Source organism: Clostridium saccharobutylicum DSM 13864 (assembly GCF_000473995.1).
GTDB lineage: Bacteria > Bacillota > Clostridia > Clostridiales > Clostridiaceae > Clostridium > Clostridium saccharobutylicum.
Window position 1 is genome coordinate 1,181,728 of record NC_022571.1, and the last position, 17,944, is coordinate 1,199,671.

15 protein-coding genes are annotated in these 17,944 nt (G+C 28.2%); 14 read left to right on the plus strand and 1 reads right to left on the minus strand.

Annotation, left to right across the window (positions count from 1 at the left end; translation table 11 throughout):
• The first annotated feature begins 12 nt into the window (after positions 1–12).
• The 11 genes from CLSA_RS05180 (at position 13) to holA (ending at position 13,665) form a co-directional block, all read left to right on the plus strand.
• Positions 13–741 (plus strand): ATP-binding protein, encoded by a 729-nt coding sequence (locus CLSA_RS05180; protein ID WP_022744354.1) that lies wholly within the window; start codon positions 13–15, stop codon positions 739–741.
• 951 nt (positions 742–1,692) lie between these two features.
• Positions 1,693–4,002, plus strand: coding sequence for an AAA family ATPase (locus CLSA_RS05185; RefSeq protein WP_022744355.1), 2,310 nt, complete (start codon positions 1,693–1,695; stop codon positions 4,000–4,002).
• Between the two features lie 221 nt (positions 4,003–4,223).
• The gene (gene spoIIAA / locus CLSA_RS05190; RefSeq protein WP_022744356.1) at positions 4,224–4,559 is read left to right on the plus strand and encodes an anti-sigma F factor antagonist; all 336 of its coding nucleotides are present in this window, start codon (positions 4,224–4,226) and stop codon (positions 4,557–4,559) included.
• Between the two features lie 14 nt (positions 4,560–4,573).
• The gene (gene spoIIAB / locus CLSA_RS05195; RefSeq protein WP_022744357.1) at positions 4,574–5,005 is read left to right on the plus strand and encodes an anti-sigma F factor; all 432 of its coding nucleotides are present in this window, start codon (positions 4,574–4,576) and stop codon (positions 5,003–5,005) included.
• Between the two features lie 10 nt (positions 5,006–5,015).
• The gene (gene sigF / locus CLSA_RS05200; protein ID WP_022744358.1) at positions 5,016–5,774 is read left to right on the plus strand and encodes an RNA polymerase sporulation sigma factor SigF; all 759 of its coding nucleotides are present in this window, start codon (positions 5,016–5,018) and stop codon (positions 5,772–5,774) included.
• A gap of 485 nt (positions 5,775–6,259) precedes the next feature.
• Positions 6,260–6,727, plus strand: coding sequence for a stage V sporulation protein AC (gene spoVAC, locus CLSA_RS05205; protein WP_022744359.1), 468 nt, complete (start codon positions 6,260–6,262; stop codon positions 6,725–6,727).
• A 13-nt stretch (positions 6,728–6,740) separates the two neighbouring features.
• Positions 6,741–7,760: a stage V sporulation protein AD gene (gene spoVAD / locus CLSA_RS05210; RefSeq protein WP_022744360.1), complete on the plus strand. Its 1,020-nt coding sequence runs from the start codon at positions 6,741–6,743 to the stop codon at positions 7,758–7,760.
• Positions 7,761–7,841: 81 nt separating this feature from the next.
• Positions 7,842–8,198, plus strand: a complete 357-nt coding sequence (gene spoVAE, locus CLSA_RS05215; protein WP_022744361.1) for a stage V sporulation protein AE — start codon at positions 7,842–7,844, stop codon at positions 8,196–8,198.
• A 166-nt stretch (positions 8,199–8,364) separates the two neighbouring features.
• Complete coding sequence (locus CLSA_RS05220) at positions 8,365–10,884, plus strand: P-type ATPase actuator domain-containing protein (RefSeq protein ID WP_022744362.1); 2,520 nt, start codon at positions 8,365–8,367, stop codon at positions 10,882–10,884.
• A 4-nt stretch (positions 10,885–10,888) separates the two neighbouring features.
• A complete protein-coding gene (locus tag CLSA_RS05225; protein ID WP_022744363.1) occupies positions 10,889–12,592 on the plus strand; it encodes a ComEC/Rec2 family competence protein in 1,704 nt (567 codons plus the stop codon).
• Between the two features lie 38 nt (positions 12,593–12,630).
• The gene (holA, locus tag CLSA_RS05230) at positions 12,631–13,665 is read left to right on the plus strand and encodes a DNA polymerase III subunit delta (protein ID WP_041716099.1); all 1,035 of its coding nucleotides are present in this window, start codon (positions 12,631–12,633) and stop codon (positions 13,663–13,665) included.
• 168 nt (positions 13,666–13,833) lie between these two features.
• Here the strand turns inward: holA and rpsT are convergent, their stop codons facing one another.
• Positions 13,834–14,097 (minus strand): 30S ribosomal protein S20, encoded by a 264-nt coding sequence (gene rpsT / locus CLSA_RS05235; protein WP_022744365.1) that lies wholly within the window; start codon positions 14,095–14,097, stop codon positions 13,834–13,836.
• Positions 14,098–14,270: 173 nt separating this feature from the next.
• Here rpsT and gpr point away from each other — a divergent pair, with 173 nt between their 5' ends.
• From gpr to CLSA_RS05250, 3 genes are all read left to right on the plus strand, one after another.
• On the plus strand, positions 14,271–15,254 hold the full coding sequence (gpr, locus tag CLSA_RS05240; protein WP_022744366.1) for a GPR endopeptidase: 984 nt from the start codon (positions 14,271–14,273) through the stop codon (positions 15,252–15,254).
• A gap of 95 nt (positions 15,255–15,349) precedes the next feature.
• Complete coding sequence (locus tag CLSA_RS05245) at positions 15,350–16,426, plus strand: stage II sporulation protein P (RefSeq protein WP_022744367.1); 1,077 nt, start codon at positions 15,350–15,352, stop codon at positions 16,424–16,426.
• A 122-nt stretch (positions 16,427–16,548) separates the two neighbouring features.
• A complete protein-coding gene (locus tag CLSA_RS05250) occupies positions 16,549–17,871 on the plus strand; it encodes an IS3 family transposase (RefSeq protein ID WP_022744368.1) in 1,323 nt (440 codons plus the stop codon).
• Positions 17,872–17,944 lie beyond the last annotated feature (73 nt).

Genomic DNA, 17,944 nt, shown 5'->3' on the forward strand with positions numbered 1-17,944 from the left:
ATGGTGAATTTTATGATAAGAAGAGTTATTAAAATAGATGAAGAAAAATGTAATGGGTGTGGACTTTGTGCAAGTGCTTGTCATGAAGGTGCTATTAGAATAATAAATGGAAAAGCTAAGTTATTACGTGATGATTATTGTGATGGACTTGGTGATTGCCTACCTTCATGTGCAGCTGGTGCTATTACATTTGAAGAACGTGAAGCAGCACCATATGATGAAGAAGCAGTAAAGAGAAATATTGAAGAAAGAAAAGTAAAACAAGAAAATACAGATAAAAATCAAAAAATATCATTTGGATGCCCAGGAGCTCAAGCAAAAATGATAACGCGTAATAAAATAAACATTAAAAAAGATGAAGATATTAGTGCCATGTCATCACAATTAAGTCAATGGCCAGTACAGATTAAACTTGTATCTCCTAAGGCAGGATTTTTTAATAATTGTAGTCTACTTATAGCAGCTGATTGTACAGCTTATGCATATGCAAATTTTCATAATGAGTTTATTAGAAATAGAATCACATTAATAGGATGTCCAAAACTTGACGAAGTTGATTATTCAGAAAAGCTTTCAGAAATTTTTAAAATAAATAATATAAAAAATATTACAGTAGTTAGAATGGAAGTACCATGCTGTGGTGGAATAGTAAATGCAGTAACAAATGCATTAAGATCAAGTGATAAAATGATTCCATGGCAAGTAGTAACTATTTCAACAGCAGGAGAAATTATTGAGTAAAGAAATGTAAATTTAATCATGTCAATAGATGTTGTAAAATGCCCAGGGTTTGGCAAAAATTAACCGAAAGAGAATACATATATGTTTCGCATACTAGAAGAATTTCGCTGGGCATATCTAAATGGAAAGCTGCATCCATTTCAGAGTGCTCCCAATGCAAGATTGGGACAATCTAAAAATGGAACAACTCTCCATTAAGATATGCCAACAGCTTATTTTTCAATGTATGCTTCACATATATGTATTCTCTTTCTTTGTATTGCAATAACTTTGAGTATCTTGCATATAGATACCCAATCTAAATTTATCTCATGCCAAGGAGTATGTGATAAATAAAATTTTATTTTAAAGTTATAATAAGAGAACATGCATAAACTGAAATATTTGGTATTACAATCAAACATATTTAACTAACTTGACTTGGATACTAAATTAAGCAATTTTGCAAAATGGTTTAAACCAAGGTCTATTAGATATTAAAGATTAAATTATATATATTGTACTCGATTTTTTGTATAAATTTGATTTGTATTGTGGAATCATTCTATACTTATTTTAACATAAAGTCTCATAAACAGAGAAATTGGCCACATATTTGTGGAGTAGGCATTGAAAATAAGCTGTTGAAATATTTTAATGTTAGGTTGTACTACTTTAGTTTGTCTAAATTTTATATTTGGAGCAAACTGAAGTAGTACAACCTAACATTTAGATATTGCCAGCGAAATTTTCTTAGTACTATGGAACAAATATGTGGCTAATTTCGGTTAGCATTACGAAACTTTAATATTTTACAACACTGGCAAAATAACTATTTAAAGTTTATTTGAAAAAACTATACCTATTTTAGTATTTAAAGAATATTAATATTATATACTATTAATTTAAGGAGGAGACTACTTTGGAAATGCAACTAAAATAGAGAATAGTAAATTCAAAGTGGGATAAGGTATGAAGAAAGAGTTAACTCCAAATGAAATTATTTTTTGTGCATCATGTAAGGATGCAATAAAACAGAGTAGTATCAATAGAATACCGGAAGTTATGACTACATTAAATAAAATAAAGAAAGCTTTAACTATTGATAAAGATGGGTACAATATATATTATGTAGATTCATTTTCAAAAGAAAAATTAGAATTTTTACAAAAATATATTGATGGTATATATGAAAATTATCCGGCTCCTAAGGATATTTGCTATGTAACATCTCAAGAAAAAATAAAACCAATAGTTTTATTTTTGCAAAATGGTAAAGGTACCTTGTTAAAAGATATGATTGAAGATATTAAAGAAAAATATCTTAAGTGTATAGTTGATTTTTATAGTAGTTCTTCAGATGATGAAAAAGAGAATATACTAGAAGAAATAAATGAAAAAAGAAATAGTTATATATCTGCATTGATGGCTATGGCTAAATCTAAAAATTTTGATGTTAAATCAACTAGTGGTGGATTTGTATTTATTCCTTTAAAGGATGAAGGCATTGAGATGACTCAAGATGAGTATGATGAATTAGAAAATGATACGCAAGAAAGCATTGAAAAACAAGCATCAAATTTAAAAAAAGAAGCAGAGGCTATTTTAGAGAAATTAAAGGATATTGAATTAAAATCAATTGAAAAACTTAAAGATTTGTATAGAATTTATATAAAAGATTCTATGCAAAAATACAAAGATGATCTTTTACTAGAATTCATATCCGACGACAGTGTATATAGATATTTAATAGAAACATTTGATTATTTAGAAGATGAAATAATAGAATGTTATACAATAAATTTAGAAGATGATGAAGAGGATATACAGAAAATTTTCTCGAAGTACGTAGTGAATGTAATTGTTGATAATTCAGAGCTGCATCATCCAAAAGTGATTTATGAGGATGATCCAACTATTGGTAATTTAATAGGAAATATTGAATACAGGAACAATAATGGCGGATATACTACAGATATATCATTAATTACTGCTGGAAGTTTAGTAAAAGCCAATGAAGGCTGTTTAATAGTGCGATTATCATCGCTAATAAATAGTCCATCAAGTTATTATTATTTGAAGAAAGCGTTAATTCATGGACAAGTAGATTATAGTTACACAAGAAGTTATTTGGATGTGCTATCGATTACTGGATTAAAACCACAGCCTATTCAAATTAAGTTAAAAGTTATATTAATAGGAGATTACGAAAGTTTTGAGATATTATATGATAAAGATGAGGATTTCAAGAGAATATTTCCATTAAGAATTGATGCAGATAGTGATATAAAATACAATGAAATTGTAAGAAATGCTATCATAGGGATGGTTAAGAATAAAATAAATAAAGATAATTTATTAAATGTAACTGATGATGCATATGAAGAAATAATAAAATATTTAGCTAGAGTTGTAGGGGAACGAAACAAAGTATCTGTTGATGATTATTATATAAATAAATTGCTATATCTATCAAATAATAATGCAAGGATAGCAGGTAAAAAAAATATAGATAAGCAAGATATAAGAGATATTGCTTATGAAGAAGAGAAAATTTTAGAAGAGGTAATGGATAGTTATAAAGATAATAAAATTCTTATAACTACTAGTGGTAAAAAAGTAGGAATAATAAATGCATTAGCAGTAGTTGGAACATCTTGTTATAGTTTTGGAAAGCCTATGAGAGTTACTTGTTTAGCACTTCAAGGTGAAGGAAGAATAATTGATATTCACAAAGAGTGCAGATTGAGTGGAAATATTCATGAAAAATCAATAAGCATATTAAAAGGACTTGTTAGTTCTTTGATAAGTCCTTACGAAAAGCTTCCAGTGGATCTTCAATTAAGCTTTGAGCAAACTTATGGAATGATTGAGGGGGATAGTGCATCTGTTGCTGAAATAATTTGTATTTTATCTGCTTTAAGTAAGAAAGGAATAAGGCAAAATATTGCAGTAACAGGTTCAATAAACCAACTAGGGGAAATTCAACCTATTGGAGGAGTTAATGAAAAAATAGAAGGGTTTCATAAAGTGTGCAGTATAATAGGTGAAGTTGAAGGAACAGGTGTATTAATTCCAAGTACAAATGTAAGTGAATTAATATTAAAATCAGAAGTAGAAGAAGATATTAAGAATAATAAATTTCATATTTATACAATGGACACATTAGAAGACGCTATTGAAGTATTAATTCTAGATGAAGGGGAATCAGTAAAGAGCTTTTTTAAAGAAATAGAAGATGAGATTTTAAAGTATAAAGGTGGAAAAAAGAAAAACAAATAGATAAGAATAAGTTATTGTGAAAGATGCCTTAGGTTAATAGAAAAATAATCTAAGGTATTTTTCTATGTAATTAGAAAATAAAAATACATAAAATGGAATAAAAAGTTTGACTACGAATAAATTAGTATGTTAAAATATGGTAAAAAGGATAGAAATTAAATCAAGATGAGGAGGTGAAGGATGGATATTTTAAAATAGTATTTTAAAATATTCTAATTAATATGTATTTAAGTTTTGAAAAGCAAGGAGAAACTTTAGTTGCAAGTCTTAGTGGAGAGTTAGATCATAATAGTGCTGAAGAGGTCAGAGTAAAGATTGATAATAAGATTGATATTGATAATATAAAAAAAGTTGTGCTAAATTTTTCGGGTGTTACTTTTATGGATAGTTCAGGTATTGGTGCTGTAGTTGGAAGATATAAGAAACTATGTAATAAGGGTGGAAATCTTTGCATTGCTGAGGCAAATAAAAATGTTGATCGAATATTTGAATTAGCAGGTTTATATAAGGTTATTAATAAATATAATACTGTAGATGAAGCAGTAAGGTGCATTTAGATGGAGGGGTTATCATGTCTGATAATAAAATGAGTGTGGAATTTGTAAGCAAATCCCAAAATGAAGGTTTTGCAAGAGTTGCTGTTGCAGCTTTTGTTGCTCAATTAGATCCAACAATAGATGAAATAAGTGATGTAAAAACAGCAATATCAGAAGCGGTTACTAATTCTATCATACATGGATATGAAAATAAGGAGGATGGTATAATCCGAATTGAGGCAGACATTCATGATAATGAAGTAACTATAGCAATTGTTGATAAAGGAATTGGAATTGAGGATATTGGAAAAGCTATGGAGCCATTGTATACATCAAGACCTGATTTGGAAAGGTCAGGTATGGGATTCACAGTAATGGAAACATTTATGGATAATTTGAGTGTAGAGAGTAAAAAGGGCGTGGGTACAAAGGTGGTAATTAAGAAGAAATTTAACGTAGTAAGTTAGGTGAAATAGAATGGAAAAAGAGAATTTAAAACGAGAGGATTATAATTATGATCAAAACCCAGAATTGTTGTCATTAGCTAGAGGTGGTGATGGTGATGCTATGAATAGGTTGATAGAAATGAATTTACCATTAGTATCATCAATAAGCAAAAAGTTTTTAAATAGGGGATATGATTATGAGGATATATTTCAAATAGGTTCAATTGGGTTAGTTAAAGCAATAAATAATTTTGATTTAACTTATAATGTTAAATTTTCAACTTATGCAGTTCCTATGATTATAGGAGAAATTAAAAGATTTTTGAGAGATGACGGAATGATAAAGGTGAGTCGTAATGTTAAAACGTTATCGAGAAAAATTCATTTCTACAAAGAACAATTAACAAAAAACCTTAAAAGATCACCTACCATAGATGAGCTTGCAGATTATGCAGGCGTAGATAAAGAAGAAATTTTATTTGCGATAGAGTCTGCAAATAGTCTTCAATATTTATATGATACAATACATCAGGATGATGGTGCACCAGTTCTCTTAATAGATAAATTAAGTGAAAAAAGTGATGATAATGATAATCTAATTGAAAGAATAGCGCTTAAAGAAGCATTAAGAAGCTTAGATGAAAAAGCAAGACAAATCATAATGTTAAGGTATTTTAAGGATAAGACACAAGTTCAAGTAGCTAAAATGCTTGGTATAAGTCAAGTTCAAGTATCCAGAATTGAAAAAAAGGTACTCTCTCAAATGAAAAAAAAGTTGGAAGAAGAATAGTGAGTTAAAATCATTATAAATTAAAGTTTAAATTTTATAATGTAAACAAAGTATAGGACATATATATGCAAAAATAGATGATAAAATTTTGCTAGATATATTTAATTAAGTTTTATGAAAATTTAAGATTATTACTAAGTAATAGATTGTAGTAATCTAATATCATAAATATCAATAATTATATATCAAAAGTCAAGTTTTATGTCTAATAAGTATGTAGATGTTCTATTTTTTTATTATTAAATATATTTCCATAAAGTAACATAGTTAATTTTTGAATATTTACAAATAATAAATGTATAGTTAGGCGTAATTAAAAAATAATAAACCAGTATACGGCCCTATTTTGCATTATATTGTGTTGTGAATTTTGGTTAATAGTTCGCTATTAATTGCAATTTTCTACTTGTGTGACACAAAATATACGTGGCATTCTTTGGGCTATGATTGTCTTTCGTGTGCATCAAAAAGGAGTGTGAATTATTTTGAGTAACAATAAAGAAATAAAAGAAGCGATAATAAAAAAGAAATATGAAACTATGGCTAATGAAGTAGCACCAAAATCTAAAATAATGAGAGATTGTTTAAGAGCTTTTTTAGTTGGTGGTTTGATTTGTGATGTTGGTCAGATTATTTATAATATAGCAATTAACTATGGAATTTCAAAAGATCAGGTTAACAATATTGTACCTATTATAATGATTTTTTTAGGAGCACTTTTAACTGGAACAGGACTGTATAGTAAATTAGCTAACTTTGGTGGAGCGGGTACTGTTGTTCCTATAACAGGTTTTTCAAATGCTGTAGTTGCACCAGCTATAGAATTTAAAAAGGAAGGATTTATATTTGGAGTTGCAGCAAAGATGTTTACAATTGCTGGACCTGTTTTAGTTTATGGAATAGGTACATCAGTTATTGTTGGAATAATTTATTACATAACTATATTATTTTAGGGAGTGTTTTGATATGACAATAAAGAAGAAAAAAATAGGTGGGCAAACTGTAAAATTAGAAAATCCGCCTAAAATAATATCAACATATTCAATAGTAGGGCCAAAGGAAGGTCAAGGTCCATTAAGCTCATATTTTGATCAAATATTAAATGATGATACATGTGGAAAAGAAAGTTTTGAAAAAGCAGAAAGTCAAATGATGTTTACTGCTATTAGTGAAACATTAAAAAAAGCAAAACTTAAAGAGAAGGATATTGACTATTTATTCTCTGGCGATCTATTAAATCAAATAATTTCCTCAACTTTTGCAGCAAGAGAATTTAGTATACCATTCTTTGGATTATATGGAGCATGTTCTACTATGTCAGAATCTTTAAGTTTAGCTTCTATAATCATGGATGGAGGTTTTGCTGATTATGTAGTTGCTGCAACATCTTCTCACTTTAGTTCAGCAGAACGACAATTTAGATTTCCTCTAGAGTATGGTTCGCAAAGAGCTCAGACATCTCAATGGACAGTAACTGGATCAGGTGCTTTAGTACTTGGACATGAGGGCAAATACCCACAAGTAACTTATGTAACAACAGGGAAAGTAAAAGATTTTGGACAAAAAGATGCAAATAACATGGGAGCTGCAATGGCACCAGCAGCAGTAGATACCATAGTAAGTCATTTTAAAGATACAGGAAGAAAACCAAGTGATTATGATATTATAGCAACAGGGGATTTGGGAAAAATAGGAAGAGAATTAACAGATAAGTTAATGGATGAGTATGGATATAATATTAGACAACAGCATATTGATTGTGGAGAGATTATATTTGATAATGAAAAGCAAAATACTAAAGCAGGTGGAAGTGGATGTGGATGTTCAGCAGTTGTATTTACTGGGTATTTATATAAGAAATTAATGAAGAAAGAAATAAGAAAAGTGTTATTAGTTTCAACAGGAGCGCTTATGAGTACAACATCATCACTTCAAGGTGAAACTATTCCTGGAATAGCACATGCAGTTGCTATTGAGATGAATTAATTATTATAAATAAAGCTTTATAAAGTCTTATATTTACATATATCTTATTAAAATAAGAACATGAAAGGATGGTATAAGAATATGGATTATGTAAAAGCATTTATTGTTGGAGGACTTATCTGTGTAATAGGTCAAATATTAATAGATACAACTAAATTAACAGCTGGTAGAATATTAGTGGTATTTGTCAGTCTAGGAGTAATAGTAGGTGCTTTTGGATGGTATGATAAATTAATTGAATTTGGTGGTGCAGGTGCCACAATTCCTCTACCTAGTTTTGGAAATTCATTAGCAAAGGCAACATTAAAAGAAGTAAAAGAAATTGGGCTTTTAGGAGCATTTACTGGAGGAATAAAAGGAGCTGCGGCAGGAATTACAGCAGCAATATTTTTTGGATATTTAATGGCTCTTATATTTAATCCAAAGACTAAAAAATAAGTATTAAGTATTAGATATAATATGACGAAAATAAACAGGTGATTTAATTTTGCCTTTTCTTGCATGAACACGTATAATTATACTATTAATAGAATAATTAATAATGATTTAGCATGATAAGTCATCTAATAATTTTAAATAACTAATTGAGGACGGGGGGAGAATTTTGGAGAAATATTGTATTAATTCTTGGACGAAAATAGTTGAATGGTTTGATAGTGATATTCAACTAGGTATTAGTGATAAGGATTGTGCTGCAATAAGGCAAAAATATGGTGGAAATAAAATGGATTTACCAAGTGCAAATAAACTTTATGTGCATATGTTTAATGCATTAAAACAAAAAGTTTTAATGTTACAGTTAATTATTTTAATAATTTTACTTTTGCTAAAATATTATTTATTTAGTTCGGTTGTAGGAGGATTTTTAATATTAAATTTGTCAATAGCAATATTACATACTATAAAAAGAAATAAGGAAATTGTTCGTTTGCAAAAACTAGCCTCTACAGAAGCGATAGTTATAAGGGATGGAATTGAGAAAGTTATCAAGTCTGATGAATTGGTAGTAGGAGATATGGTTAAGTTTTTTACAGATTCTATTATTCCAGCAGATTTAAGAATAATAAATGCAAATGACGTAAAAGTTGATGAAAACTTTATAACTGGAGATGAGCAGCATAAGAAAAAAAATGAACAGAAAATAATAGGAAGCATTGATTCCTTGAAAGAAATGCAGAATATATTATTTAAGGGATCTAAAATTGAATGTGGTAACGGATTAGGAATAGTTATTGCAACAGGAAAGTCAACTCAGTTAGGAAGAATACTTGCGATGTTAATATATTCAAGTAGTAGAAAACATAATTTCGCAGAAATGATTTTTAAAAAAATGGAAAAGGATTTATTAATTTATTTATTAGCAATTATAAGTTTAGGTTCATATTTTATATATTTTGGACAAGATATACAAAAAAAATGTGTAGCAACAGCATTATTTGCTCTTGGATGTTTACCATTTGGAATAATAGCTTTTCTTAGTTTTAAAGGTGTAATTAAGAAATTCGCAAATGAAAATGTTGATATTCTTAACTTTTCTGTATTTAATTTAATAAAAGATGTAAATATTTTGTTTTTAGATAAAGTTGGAGCTATAAGTAAAAAAGAAATGGTAGTTAAAAAATTATTTATTAACGATGATTTGATATCTACTGATGATCCTTATCTGAAGGAAACAACTTTCGATAGAATTGTAGAAATATCTTTGATATGCAACAATGCTTCATATGATATGGGAGTTAAGAGTGAAGTTGGCGGATTGGATGAAATAGCTTTTTTAAGATATGGTACAAGAAAGAAATTTTCTAAATATCGTATAGATAATGCATATTCACGAATTATAGAAATACCAATGGATTCTGACAAAAGATTTTTAACTATAGTAACTAGATTAAACAACAGATATAGAGCAAATACAAGAGGTAATGTTGATGCAGTTTTAGAACAATGTACATATATTATGATTGAAGGTGTTGAGAGGGAACTCACAGAGGAATATAAGACAAAAATAAAAACTATGGATATGAATTTTTCCATAGAAGGATTAATAACTCAAGGTTTTGCTTATAGGAATTTTACATATGAACCATCAAGTGATGAAAATATAGAAAGTAACATGGTTTTTGTAGGAATTGTGGGACTTGAAAATCCGTTAGAAGACGATTTACATATTAGTTTAAATAAAATTAAAGACAAAGGATTAGTGCCAATTATATTTACTGAAGAAAGTAAATTAAGTGCTATAACAAATGCTAAAAAAGCAAATCTAATAAAAAACAGTAATCAAGTAGTAGCAGGTATAGAGTTGGATTCTTTAAATCAACAAGAACTTAAGGAGCTGTTATGCAGAGTTAGGGTTTTTTGTAGGGTAACTTCTGAAATTAAATCAAAAATAATATCATTGTTTATAAAGGATGGTCATCAGGTAGTGACTACCGGAGAACTATTTGGAGATTTACCAGCACTTAATTTATCTAATGTTGGAATAGCTAAAGGAAATGTATCGCCTGTAGTTAAAAAAATATCAGATGTTTATATTAAGGAGAATTATTTAGATGGATTTTTTAAAATAAGAGATTTTTCAAGAGCTCTTAATAAAAATATAGATAGAACTTTTAGTACATTTTATATTATGATTCTTTCCGAGTTATTTATTTTAATTGGAAGTATTATAATAGGACAAACGGAAGGTTTAGATTTTTGGAATGTATTAATTTTAAATGGAATCTTATTAGTACCATTATCATTAATTAACATATTGAATGAAGGTAGAAATATTAGCAAAAACGAAATTGTAATAAAATCATTAATATTAAGCATAATTACGATGATTTCAATTTATAAAGTTAATGGAAAAGAAGCAACAATAATACCTCTAACAATTATATCTATAGGTATGTTGATATTAACATTATCTAATAATAACGTCTCTTTAAGAAAATTTTCGAATGAATTGAAATTAGCGATTATATCATTTATATTAATTCTTATATCTGTAGGATGTATTATTATTGTTAATGGGATAGTTCTTAGAGATATAATTATTATTGAATTAATAGTTTCAATTATATTTTTAATTATTTTTGAAATTTTATCGAGAAAGTGGAAAAACTCATTAATGAGGTGAGTTAATGCTTTCTAAGAAAATAGAAGAAGTAGGAAATCCCATAATATATATTTTCTTATCTTTAGCAGTTAGTTCGATTTGCTATGGGATGAAAGAAGATTTTAGAGGACTCACAATATTTATTGGAGTCTTCTTTTTTATATGCATATTTTATTATTGTGGAATTAAATTTAGCTCTATGATGATTATATTTTTTTTAGTAGGATTGTATATAAATAACTCTTATTATAATATTGGGAATAAAATAAATGGAGAAGTGAGAATTGTTAAAATAAGTAGTTACAAGACTATAGGGAGCTATGAAGGTAAAAATATAATATTAAAAAACGCTATAGAAAATTTAGAGATTGGAGAAAAATATAATATAACAGGTGAAATTGAGAAAGTGCAAGACATGAGCAGTGGAATTGTAGGAGAGGTGAAAGTTTTGCATATGAGTAAGAATAATGGTGATTTTACTGCTAAGCTTTATGAAATAAGAAAAAATATTTATTATAGATTAGAAAAAAATTTGGGAAGAAGGAAAGCAGGATTAATATCATCAATTGCATTTGGATATTGTGATTATTTGGACCCAGAAGATCAAGATGACATGAAAAATTGGGGGATTATACATAGTATAAGTGTTTCAGGATTACATGTAGTTATTGTTTATGGATTAGTAAGAAAACTAATGGGTAGAAAATTAGGACTTTTAGCTACTGTTTTTTATGTTATTTTTACAGGGTATAATTATCCAAGTATAAGAGCATTTGTAATGCTTAGTTCGATTGAGGGCGCACATATACTTAAACGAAATAATAACTCTATTTCAGCACTTTGCTTATCAGCTATAATTTTGATAATATACAAACCATATAGTATATTTGAAGTATCATTTGATTTATCATATTTAGCAACTTTAGGTATAATAATTCTTAACAAAAAATTTAATAATTTAATGTATAAAATTCCCAAAAAGTTAAGAGAGTCATTAAGTTTAACTTTAAGTGCTCAAGTTTTTACTTTGCCATATTTAATGCTAATATTTAAGGATTTTTCAATGAATTTTATAGTTGGAAATCTGATGCTCGTTCCTTTTGTTGATATGATGGTTGTTTTAGGAAATGTTTTGTGCGTAGTATATGCATGGCCAGCTCTATTTGATTTTATTAGTTATTTAAATTTGAACCTTATAAAAATATTTGATTTGACATTAAATACAATTGATAAATTTTCACTGCCAATGTTTTATGGAAATGAGTATGTAGTTTTTCTCTATTTGTTTTTGTTAATAAGTATATATTTTATTAATAAAGGATATAAAAAATTCATATATTTGCCTTTTATAGCTGTATTTATAATAGCAGTTCAATTGTATAGTCCTATTCCAAACATAAAGTATTATGATGAAGGAGCTATTTTAGTTAATTATAGAGGAGAAAGAATACTTATTTCTAATAAAAATCAAATTGATTTGGAAAGACTGTCAAAGGCTGCGCTTGCAACTAGTTATTATAGAAAGAGAAAATCAATAAACATTGATAATATTTGTAATATTAAACCACAAGGTGATAATTATCTTTTAGATACACATAATGAAAAATACCTGCTAAAAATGACAAGTAATAAAAATGAATCAAAGGATTATGGTATAATAAATTTTAAAGATGGGCCTACAAAAAGAATATTTATTTTAGATGGAAAAATTATAAGGGCTTTTCAATAATCTTGAGATATATGAATATATTAGAGAGGAAAATTGATTTGATTAATTATGAAGTTTACGAAAAAGAAATTGAAAAAGGAAATATAATAAACGGATATATATTTTGCGGATTAGATGAAGAACTTATTAAAGAAGGGATAAATCTAATAGTTAAAAAGGAGATAAATGATGAAGCGAAGGAGTTAAACTTAATTAAAATTGATGGTATGAATGCTAATTTTGATACTATTATGAATGCCTGTGAAACAATGCCCTTCATGAGTGAAAAAAAAGTTGTATTAATTTATAGAGCTAATTTTTTGCAGGATAAAAGTGATTCGGCAGGAACAAAGTTATATAATGATATAAAAAAGTACATATCTAATATTCCACCATACACAATTTTAGTTATGTATTATTTATTTAAAGATAAAAGAGAGAGGCCAAATAAAAATAAAAAAATAACTGCTCTAAGTAAATTTGCATCAATAGTATATTGTGATAAATTAAAAAAAGACAGATACATTAAAAAGATTGGTGAAATATTTAAAGAGAAAGGAAAAGCAATTGGAAGAACTGAATTAATTTATTTTTCGGAGAAGGTACATAATAACTTTGATATTATAAAAAGAGAAATTGATAAAATTATATCGTATTGTGAAGATAGAGAGATAAAGAAATCCGATATTGATTTACTTATATCAAGTTCTAATGAAGATGATATTTTTGATTTGGTAGAATTAATTGCTCAAAGAAAGATAGACAAAGCTATAGATATAGCAAAGGAAATATTATATAAGTCAGATCAACATATGCTTATGATAAGTGCGATTCAAAGGCATTTTTTGAGATTATATGAAATAAAATTAGGTGTGTTACAAGGGAAAAGAGTAGAGAACTTTATATCTGAATTAAGACTTCCTCAATTTGTATGCGAAAAGTTAATGGGGCAAAGCAGCAGATTTACTGAAAAGCAATTAACAGAACTTATTAAGCTTTGTGTTAGTACAGAGACTAAAATGAAATCTACAGGTATAGATAAAACTATGGAAATGGAGTTCCTTCTTATAAATACACTTACAGTGAAAAAATAATTTAGGTACGTGAAAATAAATAACAAATCTAATTTACCGATACAGCGTTATGGTAAATGGACTTGTTATTTTTTACAATATGCCTTAATGACATTGTAAAAGTTTGATATTTTTACAGTGTCTTTTTTGCATAAAAAATAACCCACCTAATTAGGTGGGTTTAACAGATTATGCCATAGCATTTAATTTTGCAGCTAATCTTGATTTCTTTCTAGCAGCCATGTTCTTATGAACAACTCCCTTAGAAGTAGCCATATCTAATGACTTAACTACTGATGTATATAAAGTTTTAGCTTCTTCAACGTTTTTAACTTCTATAGCAGCTTCAAACTTCTTTATAGCAGTCTTTAAAGCAGATTTGATCATTCTGTTATTTAAAGTCTTAGTTTCAGTAACTTTAATTCTCTTTTTTGCTGATTTTATATTTGCCATTCTTAATTCACCCCCTTAGATTTTTATAGGGTCTCTGCAGTTTTTGGGGAAATCTGCGTACGAGTTCATATTCAACAAACCTTATTATAGCATCAGAAGTTATGTAATTCAAGTATTAAATTTAAATATAAAGGAAAAATAATACTGATTAATTTATGAAGTGAGGTGTTTATATGATAGATGTTAGAACAGATCTAGCACTAGAAGCAAGAGAAATTTATAAAGAAAAGCATAAGGAAGAGAAAGAAATAGATGGAATTGAATTTATTGAAGAGACAAAAGATGATATTAAGGTAACAACAGTGAAAGTAAAAAATGAAGAAGGAGCTAAAAAAATTGGAAAACCAACTGGAAATTATATAACAATAGAGATTCCCGATTTTACAGCATATGATGGAGAAACAATGAATAGAGTTTCTGAGGTAGTTGCAAAAGCTTTAGAAAAGTTGATAAAGATTGAATGTGAAAAAACAGTATTAGTTGTAGGTCTTGGAAATTGGCAGGTAACTCCAGATGCTTTAGGCCCAAAGGTAACACAAGGAATAATGATAACAAGACATTTGAAAACTGTCATGCCTGAAGTTATTGATGATTCTGTTAGGCCAGTTTGCTCAATAGCACCTGGAGTTTTAGGTGTTACAGGAGTTGAAACAGTGGAAATAATTAAAGGGGTTGTGGAAAGAGTTAAGCCAGATTTAGTAATATGCATAGATGCACTAGCAGCTAGAAGAGTTGAAAGAGTAAATACAACAATTCAAATTGGAGATACAGGAATATCACCAGGTGCTGGTGTTGGAAATAATAGAAAACAAATAAATGAAGAGAATTTAGGTGTTAAAGTTATAGCAATTGGAGTTCCAACGGTTGTAGATGCAGTTACGATTGCTAATGATACTATAGATTTAGTTGTGGATTCATTAATAAGTAATTCATCAAATGGGAGTGATTTTTATAAAATGCTTAAGAATCTTGATAAAAATGAAAAGGGGGCTTTAATAAGAGAAGTATTAGAGTCTAAGGTTCTTGGAGATATGATAGTTACTCCTAAGGATATTGATTTAGTAATAAATTCACTCTCAAAGATAGTAGCAAATGGGATAAATATGGCTGTTCAACCTAACATGGATATGGAGGAAATAAATAAGTTTATGGGTTAATATAATATATTCAATATTAAAATATGTATAGTTAGAATAATTATGTAAAATACCTAATATAAATATAAGGAGTACAAGGGGGAGGGGTTAAAGTCATGTATCTTAATAGAAGAGTAAAAAATAGTAGTTCAAATAAACGCAGTAGAGCGAAACCTAATATAGGTGTATTAATCCTTGTAACTTTAGTAATGATATTTTTTGTAAGACTTGTTGGAGTTTTAAAAGATAATAAGGAAAGAGGTGCATTTGCATATGTTCAATTGCTGAATTTTGGAATGCCGTTAATAGAAACTCAGGTTTATGACGAGGGGAGTTATACAGAGAATAAGTTATCACTAAGAAATGTTTGTTTTGATGTATTAGGCTTTAATAATATTAGTTATAAGGGAATATTAGAAAGTGAATTATGTTATTTAACTAATACCAATATATCAAATCCTAAAAAGGATGCAGTATTTACATTTAATCCATTTCAGGTGAGTGATGATAGTATATCTAAAGTAGAATCAACTCCAACAACTACTGATAGCAAAAATACACAAATATATAATCCGAGTTTAAAAAAGGAGATAGATGAATCAAAGCCAGAAGTATTAATTTATCATAGCCATACTACAGAAAATTATTCTCAGACTCAACCAGATAGTTCAGATGAGAATACCAATGTAGTTGGAGCAGGTGATGTTCTTTCTAAAGAACTTGAGGATAATTATGGAATTTCAGTTATACATGACAAAACTAATCATTCTGTGTCTTACAATGATAGTTATACAAGATCAGGGGAAACTGTTGACAAGTATTTACAAAAGTATGGAGACTTTAAATTGATAATTGATTTGCATAGAGATTCAGGAATAGATAAATCGGCAACAACAACAGACATATATGGAATGAGTGCGGCAAAGATAATGTTTGTAAATGCAAAAAATAGTACAAGATATGGAAAAAATAAAGCCCTTACAGAACAAATATTTAATAAGACTTCTGAATTGTTCCCAACCTTACCAATAAAGATATTAACATATAATAGAGGAAAAAATGCATTTAATCAGAGTAAAAGTGATGCGTGTGTACTCTTTGAAATTGGATCGGATTCAAATACACCTGAAGAAACACATGTAACTGCGCAATGTATGGCTAGGGTGATTGCAGAAATTATAAATAAAAAATAATAAAGGAAAAGAACATTTATATAAAATGGAACCTATGAAATAGACACTTAAAAAAGACTATTTTTATAGGTTCTTTTTTTGTACAATAAAATCAAGTATAAATTCAGTCAGGATGTGAACTAATGAGTAAAAAACTATTTACTAATAAAGAAATTGAATTGTTATCAAAGAATAAATATATAAAAAACGTCACAAATAAAGCAATCACGTATACAGATGAATTTAAAATACTTTTTATCGCTGAGCGTAGCAAAGGTAAACTACCTATTTATATTTTTCAGGATGCAGGATTTGATACAGATGTTATTGGAAATAATAGAATTTGGTGCGCAAGTAAAAGATGGCGTAATATTTATAATGAATCAGGAGCGCTTGGATTGAGAGATTCTCGAAAATTAAATAGTGGTCGTCCACTAAAACGTGAACTAACCGTGAATGAAATAATAGCTAAAAAAGATGCTGAAATTGCTTATTGGAAAGCGGAGGCAGAACTATTAAAAAAAATCGAGCTGCAAGAAAGGCAGGTGAAAAATAATAAATTAAGTTCAACATCAATATTCAAGATCATACAGAGTATAATTTCAAAATACAGTTATAAAAATATAATTTCTCATTTATGCAAAATAGCTGAAGTCTCTAGATCAGGATATTATAATTATTTAAATTCAAGTAATAAGCGTAATTCTAAAGATGAAAAGGATTTAGAATTAAAGCATATAATTCTTAAAGCATTTAATCATAGAGGCTACAAGAAAGGATCACGCTCTATAAAAATGGTTTTAGAACATGAATTTAATAGAGTAATAAATCGAAAGTGTATACAAAGAATTATGAGAAAATATAATATTGTGTGTCCAATTAGAAAGGCAAACCCTTATCGTAGAATGATGAAAGCTACTAAAGAACATACAGTTCTACCTAATACTTTGAACAGGGAATTCAAACAAGGTTTGGTCGGTAAGGTATTATTAACTGATATAGCTTATTTAACATATGGAGCATCTAATAGAGCCTATTTATCTACTATTAAAGATGCTTCTACAAATGAAATTCTCTCGTATCATCTTTCAGAAAGTCTTACATTAGATATAGCTACTGAAACTGTTAAAAAGCTGATGAGGAATCATAAAAAATTACTTGATAAAGATGTTTTTATTCATTCAGATCAAGGCGTTCATTACACTAGTCCTAGATTTCAAAAACTTCTTAAGAAATATAAAATTGGACAATCCATGTCTAGACGCGGAAACTGTTGGGACAACGCCCCGCAGGAATCATTTTTTGGACATATGAAAGATGAAATAGACTTAAAAATTTGTACAACATTTTACGAATTAGAATCAACAATTAATAATTATATGGATTACTATAATAATTACAGATACCAATGGGGACTTAAAAAGCTGGCCCCTGTTCAATATCGGGACCAGCTTTTAGCTGCCTAGCCTTTTTCAAAATGTCCTTGACATAGGGACCATTTTAATACTTTATTTTAAGTATTGATGTTCTTTTTTTTTA

Excerpts from the sequence above, each read along its gene's own strand:
- spoVAD (WP_022744360.1), top strand. The coding sequence starts at position 6,741 with ATGACAATAAAGAAGAAAAAAATAGGTGGGCAAACTGTAAAATTAGAA.
- rpsT (WP_022744365.1), bottom strand. The coding sequence starts at position 14,097 with ATGGCAAATATAAAATCAGCAAAAAAGAGAATTAAAGTTACTGAAACT.
- spoVAE (WP_022744361.1), top strand. The coding sequence starts at position 7,842 with ATGGATTATGTAAAAGCATTTATTGTTGGAGGACTTATCTGTGTAATA.
- CLSA_RS05185 (WP_022744355.1), top strand. The coding sequence starts at position 1,693 with ATGAAGAAAGAGTTAACTCCAAATGAAATTATTTTTTGTGCATCATGT.
- spoIIAB (WP_022744357.1), top strand. The coding sequence starts at position 4,574 with ATGTCTGATAATAAAATGAGTGTGGAATTTGTAAGCAAATCCCAAAAT.
- gpr (WP_022744366.1), top strand. The coding sequence starts at position 14,271 with ATGATAGATGTTAGAACAGATCTAGCACTAGAAGCAAGAGAAATTTAT.
- CLSA_RS05250 (WP_022744368.1), top strand. The coding sequence starts at position 16,549 with ATGAGTAAAAAACTATTTACTAATAAAGAAATTGAATTGTTATCAAAG.
- spoIIAA (WP_022744356.1), top strand. The coding sequence starts at position 4,224 with ATGTATTTAAGTTTTGAAAAGCAAGGAGAAACTTTAGTTGCAAGTCTT.
- CLSA_RS05225 (WP_022744363.1), top strand. The coding sequence starts at position 10,889 with ATGCTTTCTAAGAAAATAGAAGAAGTAGGAAATCCCATAATATATATT.
- CLSA_RS05245 (WP_022744367.1), top strand. The coding sequence starts at position 15,350 with ATGTATCTTAATAGAAGAGTAAAAAATAGTAGTTCAAATAAACGCAGT.
- CLSA_RS05180 (WP_022744354.1), top strand. The coding sequence starts at position 13 with ATGATAAGAAGAGTTATTAAAATAGATGAAGAAAAATGTAATGGGTGT.
- sigF (WP_022744358.1), top strand. The coding sequence starts at position 5,016 with ATGGAAAAAGAGAATTTAAAACGAGAGGATTATAATTATGATCAAAAC.